This is a genomic window from uncultured Lutibacter sp. (assembly GCF_937891065.1).
In the GTDB taxonomy this organism is placed as follows: Bacteria; Bacteroidota; Bacteroidia; order Flavobacteriales; family Flavobacteriaceae; genus Lutibacter.
This window is the reverse complement of sequence record NZ_CALAEQ010000002.1, coordinates 19,469-34,327: the sequence shown is the minus strand read 5'-3', so window position 1 is coordinate 34,327 and position 14,859 is coordinate 19,469. Positions and strand designations below refer to the sequence as shown.

The window sequence follows — 14,859 nt, the reverse complement described above, 5'->3', positions numbered from 1 at the left end:
TTTATTAGTAAAATAAATAGGCTGCTTATGGTTTAATAAGCGGCCTATTTATAATTTAACTTTCTGCTAAGAACTCGTTTATTAATTAATTCCGGTTCATTGCATTTAGTACCATAATAAACCTATAGATGAAAAAATTATTACTTATATTACTTTTTTTAGCACCAATACTTGTGTTTTCACAAGTAACCACATCCCCTACTTTACCAACAGCTAATGATGAAATTACAATAACATTTAATGCTACTGGAACCGAGTTAGCCAATTTTACAGGAGATATTTATGCACATACTGGGGTTATTACTTCAAACTCTTCAAGTAACTCAGACTGGAAATATGTTATAGCCGGATGGTCTCAAAATATTAATAAAGCGAAACTTACTCGTGATAATTCTAATTCAAATTTATATACTTTAATAATTTCACCTGATGTTTTTACTTTTTATGGTATCCCAACTTCAGAAACAATAACAAACATCGCTTTAGTTTTTAGATCTTCTGATGGTTCAAAACAATCTAGACCTGATATTTTTGTGCCAATTTATCCTGCGGGTTTAAACATTACTTTTACCACTCCTATAAATGAAAGTGCCTATACTTTAAATGACAATATTACAATTACTGCAGAATCATCAATTGCTTCAAATTTAGAACTCTTTGTAAATAATGTTTCTATTAAAACTGCAACTAATTCAACTTCAATTTTAACTTCTTATTCCTTAACAACTTCAGGAGTTCAAACTTTAAAAGCTATTGCAACAACAGGTAGCGAAACAAAAGAAACAACAATTTCTGTTTATGTGAAATCTGCTACACAAACAGCTACACAACCTACAGGATTAAAATATGGTGTCAATAAAAATTCTGATAATTCAGTTACCTTCTTATTAAAAGCACCGCTAAAAATTGATGTGCTTCTATTAGGTGATTTTAATAACTGGACTTTAAATGCATCATACCAACTATTTAAAGATGGTGATGATTTCTGGCTTACCATACCTAATTTAGATATTAATACGGAATATGCTTATCAATATTTAATTGATTATAACATTAAAGTTGTTGATCCTTATTCAGAAAAAATATTAGACCCTTGGAATGATCAATATATTAAAGTTGGAAATTATCCAAATTTAAAATCCTACCCTACTGGTTTAACAACAGGCTTTGTTTCAACTTTTTTAATTAATGAATCTAACTATACTTGGAATGTAACTAATTTTATAAAACCTGCCCAAGACAATTTAATAATTTACGAATTACATATAAGAGATTTTACTGAATCTGACTCATATAATGAAGCATTAACTTATTTAGATTATTTAGAAACTTTAGGGGTAAACGCAATTGAATTAATGCCAATAAATGAATTTGAGGGAGCTGACAGTTGGGGTTATAACCCAGCCCTATATATGGCTTTGGATAAAGCTTATGGCACAAAAAACGATTTCAAAAATTTTGTTGATGCTTGCCATGAACGTGGTATTGCTGTTTTAGCTGATGTAGTGTTTAACCATTCATTTGGCCAATCTCCATTGCTTCAAATGTACTGGAATAGTGAAGATAATAAACCTGCTGCTGATAATCCTTGGTACAATGTAAACCACAATTTAGTTGATAATACAAGCGCACATTGGGGTTATGATTTTAACCATGAATCATCACATACTACTGAGTTTTTTAATGATGTTTTATCTTATTGGATGGATGAATATAAAATTGATGGTTTTAGATTCGATTTTACTAAAGGGTTTTCAAATACAATTTACACAGGTGCAGATAACTGGGCAAGTGCATACGATGCATCAAGAATTGCAATTTTAAAAAATTATGCTGACCATGTTTGGAACAACAATCCTTCTAATAAACCTTATGTGATTTTTGAACATTTGTCTGATAATTCTGAAGAAAAAGAATTGGCAAATTATGGTATTATGCTTTGGGGAAATATGAATCATAACTATAGTCAAAATACGATGGGTTGGAGCTCTGATACAGACTTATCATGGATTTCATACAAGCAAAGAGGTTGGAATAATCCAAATGTTATTGGTTATATGGAAAGTCATGATGAAGAACGTTTAATGTATAAAAACTTAACGTTTGGAAATAGTACAAATCCTAATCACAACGTTAGAAACCTAAATATTGCGTTATCTAGACAGGAATTGGCTGGGGCATTTTTCTTCACAATTCCAGGTCCGAAAATGATATGGCAATTTGGAGAACTTGGTTACGATGTTAGTATTGATGATCCAGGTAGAGTTGATAGAAAACCTATTCGTTGGGAATATTTTGATGATGTAAATAGAAAAAACATCTATGATGTATGGTCTAAATTAATTCGTCTAAAAAAAGAACAACCCGTATTTAATACTACAGATTATACATTAAATGTTGGAAGTTTAACAAAATCAATTGTCTTAAGACACGCGTCAATGGATGTTGTTGTAATCGGAAATTTTGACGTTACCAATAAATCTATTATTACTCCATTTACACAAACAGGTACTTGGTATGAATATTTTACAGGTGACGAAAAAAATGTGACCAATACATCAGAGTCAATAACTTTAAATCCTGGTGAATATAGATTATATTCAACTACAAATTTATCGACTTTAGATACTGATAATGACGGTATTTTAGACTCAAATGACAACTGTCCAAACACACCAAATCCAGATCAATTAGATACGGATAATGATGGTGAAGGAGATGTTTGTGATACAACACCAAACGGAGATGATGATAATGATGGTGTTGATAATTCAGTTGACCTTTGCTCTGGAACAACTGCAGGAGCAATAGTAAATGCATCAGGTTGCTTCATGTTACCTTCCAATAATTTTGAAGTAATTGTAACTAGTGAAACCTGTCCAAATAAAAATAATGGACAAATTTCAATTTCTGCAAATAAAAATTATACTTATACGACTACTATTAATGGAACTCCAAATGATACATTTACAAACACAACTAATTTTAATGCAGATAATTTAGATCCAGGAATTTATATAGTATGTATTTCAGTTTCAGGAGAAACTTATGAGCAGTGCTACACTGTAGAAGTTATAGAAGGCACAACTATATCAGGAAAATCAAGTATTGCTTCTGGGAAAGCTTCTATAGAAATAGAACAAGGAACAGCGCCATTTACTATTTATGTGAATGGAGAAGAGAGTTTTACAACAAATTCACCTTTATTTAATGTTGATATAAAACAAGGAGATGTTGTTGAAGTTAAAACAGCTGTATCTTGTGAGGGTGTTTATTCAAAAGCAATTATGTTAATGGATGAAATAATCGCATATCCAAATCCAACCAATGGTTTATTTGATATTGCTTTGCCAATGTCTCAAAAAGAAGTAGTTATTGAATTGTATACGATTCAATCTCAGTTAATTTCAGTAAAAACATACCCTATTGTTTATGGTAAGGTTCAATTAAATATTGAAAACCATCCAACAGGATTGTACATTGCTAAAATAAAATTAGAGAAACCTGTATCACTTAAAATAATAAAGCAATAATCATGAAAAAGCTAATTTGCTCATTATCTCACAACTTAAATAATAATTATTTGAGCTCGATTAAGTTGATATCTCATTAAAGTTAAAGTATGTAAATAAAAAAGAGGCTTCATATGAAGCCTCTTTTTTATTTAATAATCTAATTTCTTTAAATATTCTAATTTAATTTTCCAGACTTCTAATTTCTGCTTATAAACTGCAATATTATCCATAACGTTTTTAAGCAAAGGATTATCAGCAGTAGCATTTGAAATAAATCCTATATTGTTTTCTAATTGTTGAATTTCTCTAACAGTTTCATCAACCTTTTTTCTAACGAAAAGTTGCTCTCCATTTAGTTTATGATAATTTTTTTGCTCTAAGTAACTATTCACTAAGTTTTCAAACTTAATCATTTCAACATCCTTAGCTTCTATAGTACTTGTTTCAACAATTTTATCAATTACTTTATTAAATTTAGCTTCAATATGTTTCATTTCAAAAGGCACTCTACCTAAATCACGCCAATCACTTACATATTCTTTAAGATTATCTAATGTTATTTCTGTATCGCTTTCAACCGTGCTTTTAATTTCTGCTAAAAGATCTTTTTTCTTAATAAAAACTTCCATTTCTACTTTATTATCAGCATCTTGTTCAGAATGAAGTCTATCAAAATAATGATTACAAGCGTCTTTAAATTCTTTCCATAACTTATCAGAATATTTACGAGGAACGTGTCCTATTTTTTTCCAATCAGCTTGTATCTTTTTCATGATATCAGTTGCAACCTCCCAATCTTCACTATCTTTTAATTCTTTTGCACGCTCAATCAATAACTTTTTTTGATTTAAATTTTCTAAATGTTCATTCTTTACTTCTTTAAAAAAGTTATTTTTATCAACATTAAACTTTTTTGTTACCTCTTTAAATTTAGACCAAATTTCATTGCTTTTAGCTCTTGGAACCTGACCTATACTAAAAAATGTTGAACGTAAATCTTCAAGCTCTTTAATGCTCTTTTGCCAATCAGCTCTACTTTTATTTTTTGAAGTATCAATTTCTTCAATTTTCGAAATAACGGCTAATTTTTCATCAACATTATCATCAAACTTAGATCTTAAATCTTTAAAAAACTCATGACGTTTATCGTGTACTTTTTTTGTAGCAGCACTAAAACGATTCCAAACTTCTTCTCTATGTTCACGACCAACAGGACCTACTTCTTCCTTCCAAAGTTTATGTAAAATTTGTAATTCATTAAAAGCAAAATTAATATCTTCTAATTCAGCCAATTCTTCAGCTTTAACAACAAGTGCTAATTTTTCTTCATAATTGTGTTTAAAATCTAAATCCCTTAAATCATTACTTAAATGTAATAAATCATAAAATCGCTCAACATGGTGTTCATATGTTCTCCAAGTATCATTGTATTTTGCTTTTGGAATTGGGCCTATTTCTCTCCATTTACCCTGTATATCTTTAAAAACTTTATACATTGTAGCTCCATCTGCATTATCTATTAAATGCTTTAGCTCTTCAATTACATTAAGTTTATTTTTAAGATTCTCATCTAGTTGACTGTCTTGTTTTGCATAAAACTCAGTTTTCTTTATTTTATAATCGTATAAAATACTATTATAATTAGATTTAACAGGATTATTGTATTGAAAATCAATAACATTACCTCCACTTTCTAAAAACTTGGCTTTTTCATTTTTTAAAATTTCACCAAATTTAATATTAAATGCGTTTTTAATATTATTAACATTATTATGAATATTTTGTACAGGATGTTCTTTAACAAGTTTGCCTAATTCTATAACCAAATCCTCTAAACTTAGACTTTCGTAATCAAGCATTTCAATAGCAGCAGGTACTATTTTTTCTGAACTCTCAGCAATTTTAGTTTCAATTTCGTCAATTGCTTTATTCACTGAAGGAGTTTCAACTTTAGGTAAAATTTCAGTTTCGTCTTTTTCATCTGAACTTTCAGATTTTAAAACAGCATCATCTACTGTTGGTAACTCTACTTTTTCAACTTCTTCTACAACTTCGCTTTTTGAAGAAACTTCATCTGCAGTTATGTTGTTAGTTGTTGAGTTTTCTTCTTGAATTTCAGAATTTTGTGGAGTCTCATTGTTTTCTTCTTCACTTGGCATTATTTTACTTTCGTCTAACATATAAAAATGTTTAAGGTTCGGTTAATTATTTCATTAATAATTCTAAAAATAGTTATTTTATAAAAATCCTATTTCAATATAAGATGTATAATTTTATTTAAAGTTGCGTAAATTTAGGGATTTCTTTTTTAGGAATTCCATATTTCCCAAGACTTTTCTGCTTGCAATTCAAGCATTTCATGTCCATTTTTTATAATGGCACCTCTCTTTCTACCTTCCTGTAAAAATTTAGTTTCTGAAGGGTTATAAATTAAATCAAATAACAAGTGTTTATCTGTGATAAATTCATACGGAATGTTAGGAGAATTATCAATATCGGGGTAAGTTCCAACTGGTGTGCAATTTATAATCACAGTATATTCATTAAGAATATTTTGATCTAAAATTGGATACCCCAAACTGTTTTCTGAAATATTTCTTGAAACAAATTTAAAGTTTATTTTTAATTTTTCTAAAACATAAGCAATGGCCTTAGAAACGCCACCTGTACCTAAAATAAGTGCTTTATTGTGGTGTTTTTGCAATAAAGGCTCAATTGATTTCTCAAAACCATAAACATCAGTATTATAGCCAATTAATCTATTGTCATCTGTAATTTTTATAGTATTTACAGCTCCTATTTTTTGCGCATCTTCTTCAACTTCATCTAAATATTTTATAATAGATTGTTTATAAGGGATTGTAACGCTAAACCCTTGAAATTTTTCTTCTTGCTGATATATAATAAAAGGAAATTCTTCAATTTCAGGAATATCATAATTATTATATTTATAGGTATTTAAACCTAACTTTTGAAATTTATCTGTAAAATATTTTTTCGAAAAAGAATAGGAAATATTCTTTCCTATCAAACCAAATTTAAAACGACTATCCATCAATATATTCTTTGCGGTCTGCACCATATTTATCAATTAATAAAACAACTCCTAAACCTACTATAATAAATAAAATAGCCATCCAGGTTTCCTGCAGTGAAAAGTCAGGAAAATATCTTTGAAAATTTTCAATTACTTTATTTCCATGAATATCAATTAACTCTTTACCGTTATCTATTTTATATATTTCTTTCTTCCAAGGCCAAACAATTCCTAAAGAGCCTGTTATAAAACCAATAATTAAAGCTGTAACAATTTGGTGCCAGCGCTTTAATACATATCCTAAAATATGAGATGTGAACACCAAACCAAATGCTGAGCCTCCTGTAAAAGATGCTATAATTTTAAGATATCGTATTCTTTCTTCACTATCCATAAAACTAAAATCGCCCATAAAAACTTCGGCAATAGTTTTATATAACATGGTTACAGAATCTACTAGTAACAACACATAGTTCCCTAATAAAATTAAAATAAATGAACCTGAAAGTCCAGGTAAAGTCATTCCTGAAACGCCAATAATTCCACAAGCAAAAACAAACCATAAATTATCGTTCTCTTTTGCTGGGTTCATAAAGCTTATGGCAACTCCAAGTCCAATTCCAATCGCTATTGATATTATATTACTCGCACGCCAATCTTTAAAATCTTTAGAAATGTAATAAATGGAGCCTAAAATCAATCCAAAAAAAGAACTCCAAACATACAATTCGTATTGCTGCAATAAATAATCTAATACAAGAGAAACACTAAAGTAACTAAACATGCTTCCTCCAAAAACAAGTAGTAAAAACGTAGCATTTGTGTATTTATAAAAACTTTTAAATCGGCCATTTATTAATAATAAAAAGGCTTTATAATTAATCTTCCGAAACGAATAAATCATTTCTTCATAAAAACCTAAAACAAAAGAAACTGTTCCACCAGAAACCCCAGGAACTTTATTTGCAGTTCCCATAGAAAGCCCCTTAATAAAAAGGAAAAACTTATCTAACAAACTACGTTCTCTTGCCATAAATTATTCTTTACTTGAACTATTAGCTATTTTTTCTAATAGTAGAATCACTGCAAATCCAACTATTGAAAGAAGTATTGCCATTCCTAATTGTGAATCTCCTTCAAAAGAAAAAGGAGAAATACTTTGTTGGTTAAAAGGCACTTCTATTCCATGAGAATTAACTCGCCAAGTTAATGTTTGTTTCCAAGGCCAAATTTTATTTAATGAACCTAAAATAAAACCTGTTAACACAACTAAAGTGTAATTTTTATAATTATTAAATAACCATTTTAACAATTTTGAAAAAGATAATAATCCAACGATGGCACCAGAAGCTAAAATGATTAATAATTTAAAATCTCTATTATGAATTGCATCTAATACTGGCTTATAAGCTCCTAATAACACCAAAATAAAAGCACCAGAAATTCCAGGTAAAATCATGGCGCAAATTGCTATCGCACCTGCTAAAAACAAAAATAACGGTGATGAATTTTCTGAAATTAAAGGTTGCAAAGTTGTAATATAATATGCGATTCCAGCTCCAAGTAATAACCCTGTAATTGTAATACTATTCCACTTTGTAATTTGTTTCCCAATGTATAAAATACTTGCCAAAACCAACCCAAAAAAGAATGACCAAACCAAAATTGGCTGATGCTCTAATAGCCAAGAAATCAATTTTGCTAAAGATAATATACTTGTAAAAATTCCTATAATTAATGCCAATAAAAAATTGCCATTAACAGCTTTCCAAAAGGCTTTAATACCCTTGGTTTTTAACAATTTTAATATTGAAAAATTAACAGCACTAATTGATGTCAATAATTCCTCATAAATACCTGAAATAAAAGCTATTGTACCACCAGAAACACCTGGCACAATATCGGCGGCTCCCATTGCCATTCCTTTTAAGGAGATTATAAAATAATGAATGAATTTTCTTTGTTGCATTTGCCTTCAAATCTTAGATGCACAAATGTAACATTTTTATTACAATTTTTTTTTGAAACCTCTTATAATGTCTTTTACCTCTTTCATTTTAAAAACATCTGGAAATAACTCTTTCAAAATGTTTTTAGATTCAAAATCTATAGATAAGGCTGCTTTTAAATGTGTTGTTCCTTTTTTAGAATTTTTAAATTTAAAATAAAGTGCACTTACCCTATATTCTATTTCTGCAAAATCCTTAAAATAAGTTTTTGCTTTCAATAAATTTTTTAATGCATCTTCATATTCACCTAAATATGATAAAGTATCACTTAATCCTAGCCAAATTATAAGATCTTTATCTTGTAATAAAATGCACTGTTGAAAACCATTTACAGCTTCTTCAAAAAGATTCAGATTTAAATTAATTTCAGCATATTTACGCCAATAAATGGTGTTTTGCTCATCAATTTCAATGGCTTTATCAATATAAAACAATGCTTTACTAAAGTTTCTATTTTTAAGGTAAACGTTTGTAATTGCGAACCAAGCTTTATCTAATAATGGGTCTTCATGAGTTGCTTTTTTATAATATTGAATCGCTAAATTTGCTTTGTTTAAATCTTCATAACATTTTCCAATTCGTAAATAAACAAACGATGTTGGATCATCCAATTCAATCGTTTTTTTATAATTTTCAATAGCTTCTTCAAAACGATTTAATTCTTCTAAAGTCTTCGCTTTTTCAAGGTATGCACCTACAAAATATTCATCAATTAGCACTGCATAATCAAACGCTCTTACGGCTTCATTATAATTTTCTAAAATAAAATATTGACGCCCTAATTGATGCCAAGCTACTTCACTATAAGGATCTTTATTAATGTACAAATTTAAATATTCTGCCGCTTCTTGATGCTTATTTTGCATATCAAAACAATAAACTGCATTGTAAAGAGACGAATAATCTTCCAAATCAAATTCTAAACACTTCTCAAAATTAATTCTGGCCTGATCAAAATCATCTAAGAATAAATACTCCATTCCTAATAAGGATAAGATATCAGCTTCATCATCTGTATAAAGTAAAGCAATTTTCAATAAATCTATTGCCCCACTATGGTCATCTTTTTTTGAACAGAGATTTGCTTGTTGAACATATACCTCATCATTGGTTGGTTCAATAGCTTGTAATTCTTTTAATAAAGTAGAAGCTTTGTCAATTTCACCATCAAAAATTAATAATTCAGCCTGAAGTAATTTTAACAACACAGATTTTGGATGTTGATCTAAACCTAATTTTATAGCTTTTTTTGCTAAAGAATTTTTTCCAGAATCTAAATAGCTATGTATAATCTCCTCAAATTCAATTGAGTCGAAAAAATAAATGCTATTTGTTTTAAGCATTGATTCAAATTTTGATAATGGAATATTATTCTCTTTTGGAGTTAAAGGCATATGAAAGAATAGCTTATTTCTATAACAATAAAAGTACAAGAACTTTTCAAAATTTTTAAACTAAACTTCTAATCTTTTTAACAAATTAATTAACAAAATGCTGTATATTTGTTTTCCAAACAATGTTTGGTATTGTCATGAGTAAAAAAACGCTACTTAACTCTAAAGAAATTCACATTATATTACATCGATTAGCATGTCAGTTAATTGAAAACCATAATAATTTTGAAAATACGGTTCTTATAGGAATTCAACCTAGAGGTATTTATCTAGCTGAGCGTTTAGCAAGCATTCTGCAAAACGATTATGCAATTTCAAATATAAAATTAGGGCATTTAGACATCACTTTTTATAGAGATGACTTTAGACGACGTGAAGCTCCTTTAGAAGCAAATAAAACACATATAGATTTTATTGTTGAAGATAAAAAAGTAGTTTTTATTGATGATGTACTTTTTTCAGGTAGAAGTATTCGTGCTGCTTTAACAGCTATTCAATCATTTGGAAGACCTTCAAACATTGAACTTTTGGTTTTAATTGACCGAAGGTTTAGTCGTCACTTACCAATACAACCCAATTATTTAGGAAGACAAGTTGATGTTATTAACGAAGAAAAAGTAACAGTGCATTGGAAAGAAAAAGACACAAAAGATGCAGTATATATAATTAATAATTAGTTTTATGAGTCAGTTAAGCGTACAACACCTTTTAGGGATAAAACATTTAAACAAAGCTGATATAGACTTAATTTTTAAAACAGCTGATCACTTTAAAGAAGTTATAAATCGGTCAATTAAAAAAGTACCTTCATTAAGAGACATTACTATTGCTAATATATTTTTTGAAAACAGTACTCGAACTAAACTTTCTTTTGAATTGGCTGAAAAAAGGTTATCTGCTGATGTTATTAACTTTTCAGCAAGCCAATCTTCCGTAAAAAAAGGAGAAACTTTAATTGACACTGTTAATAATATTTTATCAATGAAAGTTGATATTATAGTAATGAGGCATCCAAATGTTGGAGCTTGTGACTTTTTATCTAACCATGTAAATGCTAAAATCATAAATGCAGGCGATGGTACTCATGAACATCCAACACAAGCGCTTTTAGATTCCTATTCTATTCGTGAAAAATTAGGAAGTGTTACAGGTAAAAAAGTATTGATAGTTGGTGATATTTTACATTCTCGAGTTGCACTTTCAAATATTTATGCTTTAAAATTACAAGGTGCTGAAATTAAAGTTTGTGGACCTAAAACATTAATTCCTAAATACATTGAAAGTTTAGGAGTTAGTATTGAATACGATATTAAAAAAGCATTAGATTGGTGTGATGTGGCAAATGTATTAAGAGTTCAAAATGAACGAATGGAAATTAATTATTTCCCTTCAACAAGAGAATATTCTCAACTATTTGGAATTAATAAAAAGTTATTAAATTCACTCGACAAGAAAATTGTGATAATGCACCCAGGACCAATTAACAGAGGTGTTGAGATATCAAGTGATGTTGCTGATTCTGATCAATCTATAATTTTAAATCAAGTTGAAAATGGAGTTGCCATTCGTATGGCGGTTATCTACTTATTAGCTCAACAAATTAAACAATAGCTGTTATGTTTAGTACAAAAACTAAAAATTACACACATATAAAACCAAACACAAAATCAGTTTCAGATTTTTTATTAGATTTTAAAAACCGCTATCAAGAATTTAAAAATGAAAATTTAATTATTGATTTTTCAGAAAAATTTAACATAAATATTAAAGAATTAATCTTATTTTTGAAACTAAGTAAACAACATATAAAAAATGGCACAAGTTTTGTGCTTATTTGCAAAGGAATAAATATTGATAATATTCCAGATGAATTAAATGTTGTGCCAACATTAACAGAGGCGATAGACATACTTGAAATGGATGCTATTGAACGAGATTTAGGATTTTAAAACCAATTTGGCTTATTGATGAAAAAACTACTTTTAATAACTATTTTATTGTTTTCTGCTTTTTCTTTTGCGCAGCAAAATGAAAAGAATACTATTGTTATTAAAAAAAATGAGCCACAGGCAACATTGTCTTCAATTTCTGCTTATCCCAATCCTTTTAATGTAGCAACTAAAATTAATTTTCAATCTACTATAATTCAACAAATTGAATTTACAGTAAAAAATTTATTGGGTAAAACTGTATATATTGAACAAGTTAATTCTAAAATTGGTTACAATGCTATTCTATTTAATCGTGATGATTTAATTAAAGGAATGTACATATATACACTTCAAACTGAAACAGAAGTCATCTCAAAAAGAATTGTTATTAGATGAGCTTAAAACTCACAATTTTAGGTTGCCATTCTGCTACACCAAGAGTAAACGCTCACCCAACATCTCAGTTTTTAGAAATTAAAAATCATAACTTTTTGATTGATTGTGGTGAAGGAACTCAAGTACAATTGCGTAAATATGGTATTAAATTTTCTAAAATTAAACACATTTTCATTTCTCATTTACACGGTGATCATATTTATGGTTTGATAGGTTTAGTAGCTACTTTTAGACTGTTAAACAGAGAAACTGAATTGCATATTTACGGTCCAAAAGGATTGAAAGAAATTATTACTTTACAATTAAAGCTCTCAAATTCCTGGACACATTATCCTTTATTATTTCACGAACTTTCTTCTGAAAAAAGTGAACTTATTTTTGAAGATGATAAAGTTGAAGTATTTACCATTCCATTAGATCATCGAATTTATACGAACGGTTTTTTATTTAAAGAAAAAATCGGAGAACGTAAATTAGATATGAACGCTATACTCAATTATCCTGAAATTGAAATTTGCGATTATCAAAATTTAAAAATTGGTAGAGATTTTACGTTGAAAAACGGTAAAGTATTAAAAAATGAAATACTGACCTTAGATCCAGAAAAAACTAAAAGTTATGCTTTTTGCAGTGATACTTCATATTTCCCTGAAATTGTTCCAATTATAAAAAATGCTAGCTGTTTATACCATGAAACCACTTTTTTGAAGGACAGAGAAGAACTAGCTGCTAAAACAAAACACTCAACCGCATCTCAAGCAGCAAATATTGCAAAACAAGCAAACGTAAAACAATTAATTGTTGGTCACTATAGCGGAAGATATAAAAATATTGAAGCCTTTAAAACTGAAGCCCAAGAAGTATTTAAAAACACTTTTTTAGCTGAAGCTGGTAAAGTGTTTGAGATTATTTAATTTCCTTAAATTACGTTAACCTATCAAAAAAAATCGATCACATTTATATTGTCAACCCTCAAAAAGCATTAAATATAATTAAATTAAAATTTCTTTGTTTTAGAAAGTCTTTTTATCTTTTTTATAAATCCATATATGCTCCATCCAACCATTCCATTCTTGTTGTATACCAAGTTTTTAAATGATCAACTTCTTCTTCATAAGTATTATAAACCACTGGATTTGGCCAAACATAATTACCCAAAGTATTCCATTTTATATCATTTTCATCTTGGGCATATTTTAAATAATTTGCATAAAAATCCATTTTATTTAAAATGAGGTTTTGATTGTTTTTAAAATAAGCAAAACGAGACTTTATTTTATTTACAAAAGTCGGATCTTCAAAAAGACGAGCATACCATTTATGTTCTTTTACCCAAAAACCTGTTGGGTTTGTAGCGTCTGAGTAGTTTACGTTTCCAAAAGCCAAATCAAAATCCCAAAGTGGTCCCATTTTAATTTTTTCACCAGGAATTACATTTAAAAAAATACTAGAGAAACTTTTTGAATCTTGATTTTTTGTAATTTCACTTATCAAATACCAATCAATAAAGCTATCTACATCAATGTATTTCGCATAACCCGAAGTTGGATTTTTAAAATCTGAACTTTTTAAAACAATTTCAAATTCATTTACTAAATCTTTTACATAATTAAAAGTAGTGCTTCCATATTCTAAATCTGGTTCCTTTATATTTATTAAAAAATCGTTTGTTCTAAAATACACATCATCGGGATCTAATCTTTCTAATTGATCTATTTCTAATAAATAACCTGTATCGCCTAAATCAACTCTGTTGCTACTTTCCTCAACTTTTTGTGAAATATTATAAGTTCCTGAATACTCATTATTCACAAAAACTTCAGCATATTCAGATTTTGGAGTCCAATCTAGTTTACTCAAATAACCCATTTCAAATGCTATTGTATTACGCATCAAAGTTTTATCTGAGTGTTCGGCCAAAAAAATCCATTTTTTATCTTTTGGCATTCCTAATACTTCTGTTTTATTACTCAATTTCATTTGATAAGGCTTTTTTGGGTGTAGCCACCAAGTAGAATTTCCTCTACCTCTAATTTCCATTGAAGTTTCGTCAAAATCAATAAAATTTCTTCCTCCTTCTATTATTATATCTCCTTCTCTATAATCATCTTTTGAGTCTATTGCTGCATTGCCATCTGTTATTAGGTAAACAATAGGCAACCCTGTAAAATATGTTACATCAACCTCATAATTTTGTTCTCTTCCGTCGGTTGTTTTAACTATAAAAGTTACTGGATTTTTAAAATCATTCAATGTTGTTCCTACTTCTTGGGCAACGTTATTCACTTCAACTTTTAATCCATTATGAATGTATGTTGCCACAAGATTTTTAATATCTGTGCTATATGAAACTCTTCCTTTAAAAGTGTTTTCCACTTTGTTTAAATAAATATCGCTTGAAAGACTAGGGTTATTCACCTTTAAAAAAGCAAAATCAACTAATTCGGTTCCTTCAATAATAGGAGGAATACTTGGGCTATCATCACTACAAGATGTTAAAAGAACACTTACAATTATTAATAAATAGTAAAGATGACGTTTGAGATTTGGTAACTTAAAAGATATTTTATGTGACAT

Annotated in this window: 12 protein-coding genes; 6 read left to right on the top strand and 6 right to left on the bottom strand. The window is 28.7% G+C overall.

Annotated features, from left to right (window positions below; all coding sequences use genetic code 11):
- Positions 1–128: 128 nt before the first annotated feature.
- The gene (locus Q0352_RS00290; protein WP_299521771.1) at positions 129–3,533 is read left to right on the top strand and encodes an alpha-amylase family glycosyl hydrolase; all 3,405 of its coding nucleotides are present in this window, start codon (positions 129–131) and stop codon (positions 3,531–3,533) included.
- Between the two features lie 131 nt (positions 3,534–3,664).
- Here the strand turns inward: Q0352_RS00290 and Q0352_RS00285 are convergent, their stop codons facing one another.
- From Q0352_RS00285 to Q0352_RS00265, 5 genes are all read right to left on the bottom strand, one after another.
- Positions 3,665–5,695, bottom strand: coding sequence for a DUF349 domain-containing protein (locus Q0352_RS00285; RefSeq protein WP_299521768.1), 2,031 nt, complete (start codon positions 5,693–5,695; stop codon positions 3,665–3,667).
- A 128-nt stretch (positions 5,696–5,823) separates the two neighbouring features.
- Positions 5,824–6,570, bottom strand: coding sequence for a shikimate dehydrogenase (locus tag Q0352_RS00280; RefSeq protein WP_299521765.1), 747 nt, complete (start codon positions 6,568–6,570; stop codon positions 5,824–5,826).
- Entirely contained in the window at positions 6,563–7,585 is a 1,023-nt protein-coding gene (locus tag Q0352_RS00275; RefSeq protein WP_299521762.1) for a DUF368 domain-containing protein, read from the bottom strand. Before Q0352_RS00275 ends, Q0352_RS00280 begins: the two co-directional genes overlap by 8 nt.
- A 3-nt stretch (positions 7,586–7,588) precedes the next feature.
- Positions 7,589–8,521: a DUF368 domain-containing protein gene (locus tag Q0352_RS00270; RefSeq protein WP_299521759.1), complete on the bottom strand. Its 933-nt coding sequence runs from the start codon at positions 8,519–8,521 to the stop codon at positions 7,589–7,591.
- Between the two features lie 39 nt (positions 8,522–8,560).
- Entirely contained in the window at positions 8,561–9,904 is a 1,344-nt protein-coding gene (locus Q0352_RS00265) for a tetratricopeptide repeat protein (RefSeq protein WP_299521756.1), read from the bottom strand.
- 188 nt (positions 9,905–10,092) lie between these two features.
- On the opposite strand from Q0352_RS00265, the gene pyrR reads away from it, so the two are divergent.
- From pyrR to Q0352_RS00240, 5 genes are read left to right on the top strand one after another with little or no spacing between them, the layout of a single operon-like run.
- On the top strand, positions 10,093–10,632 hold the full coding sequence (gene pyrR / locus Q0352_RS00260) for a bifunctional pyr operon transcriptional regulator/uracil phosphoribosyltransferase PyrR (RefSeq protein ID WP_299521777.1): 540 nt from the start codon (positions 10,093–10,095) through the stop codon (positions 10,630–10,632).
- Between the two features lie 4 nt (positions 10,633–10,636).
- Entirely contained in the window at positions 10,637–11,566 is a 930-nt protein-coding gene (locus tag Q0352_RS00255; protein WP_299521753.1) for an aspartate carbamoyltransferase catalytic subunit, read from the top strand.
- Between the two features lie 5 nt (positions 11,567–11,571).
- Positions 11,572–11,904, top strand: coding sequence for a ribonuclease Z (locus tag Q0352_RS00250; RefSeq protein ID WP_299521750.1), 333 nt, complete (start codon positions 11,572–11,574; stop codon positions 11,902–11,904).
- Positions 11,905–11,922: 18 nt separating this feature from the next.
- Complete coding sequence (locus tag Q0352_RS00245; RefSeq protein WP_299521747.1) at positions 11,923–12,282, top strand: T9SS type A sorting domain-containing protein; 360 nt, start codon at positions 11,923–11,925, stop codon at positions 12,280–12,282.
- The gene (locus Q0352_RS00240) at positions 12,279–13,196 is read left to right on the top strand and encodes a ribonuclease Z (RefSeq protein WP_299521744.1); all 918 of its coding nucleotides are present in this window, start codon (positions 12,279–12,281) and stop codon (positions 13,194–13,196) included. Before Q0352_RS00245 ends, Q0352_RS00240 begins: the two co-directional genes overlap by 4 nt.
- A 121-nt stretch (positions 13,197–13,317) precedes the next feature.
- On the opposite strand, the gene Q0352_RS00235 is transcribed toward Q0352_RS00240, so the two are convergent.
- Positions 13,318–14,859, bottom strand: coding sequence for a CotH kinase family protein (locus Q0352_RS00235; RefSeq protein ID WP_299521741.1), 1,542 nt, complete (start codon positions 14,857–14,859; stop codon positions 13,318–13,320).

What these genes read in the sequence shown, in the direction of transcription:
- Q0352_RS00290 (WP_299521771.1), top strand. Translation starts at nt 129, where the DNA reads ATGAAAAAATTATTACTTATATTACTTTTTTTAGCACCAATACTTGTG.
- Q0352_RS00265 (WP_299521756.1), bottom strand. Translation starts at nt 9,904, where the DNA reads ATGCTTAAAACAAATAGCATTTATTTTTTCGACTCAATTGAATTTGAG.
- Q0352_RS00285 (WP_299521768.1), bottom strand. Translation starts at nt 5,695, where the DNA reads ATGTTAGACGAAAGTAAAATAATGCCAAGTGAAGAAGAAAACAATGAG.
- Q0352_RS00240 (WP_299521744.1), top strand. Translation starts at nt 12,279, where the DNA reads ATGAGCTTAAAACTCACAATTTTAGGTTGCCATTCTGCTACACCAAGA.
- Q0352_RS00235 (WP_299521741.1), bottom strand. Translation starts at nt 14,859, where the DNA reads ATGTCACATAAAATATCTTTTAAGTTACCAAATCTCAAACGTCATCTT.
- Q0352_RS00280 (WP_299521765.1), bottom strand. Translation starts at nt 6,570, where the DNA reads ATGGATAGTCGTTTTAAATTTGGTTTGATAGGAAAGAATATTTCCTAT.
- pyrR (WP_299521777.1), top strand. Translation starts at nt 10,093, where the DNA reads ATGAGTAAAAAAACGCTACTTAACTCTAAAGAAATTCACATTATATTA.
- Q0352_RS00245 (WP_299521747.1), top strand. Translation starts at nt 11,923, where the DNA reads ATGAAAAAACTACTTTTAATAACTATTTTATTGTTTTCTGCTTTTTCT.
- Q0352_RS00255 (WP_299521753.1), top strand. Translation starts at nt 10,637, where the DNA reads ATGAGTCAGTTAAGCGTACAACACCTTTTAGGGATAAAACATTTAAAC.
- Q0352_RS00270 (WP_299521759.1), bottom strand. Translation starts at nt 8,521, where the DNA reads ATGCAACAAAGAAAATTCATTCATTATTTTATAATCTCCTTAAAAGGA.
- Q0352_RS00275 (WP_299521762.1), bottom strand. Translation starts at nt 7,585, where the DNA reads ATGGCAAGAGAACGTAGTTTGTTAGATAAGTTTTTCCTTTTTATTAAG.
- Q0352_RS00250 (WP_299521750.1), top strand. Translation starts at nt 11,572, where the DNA reads ATGTTTAGTACAAAAACTAAAAATTACACACATATAAAACCAAACACA.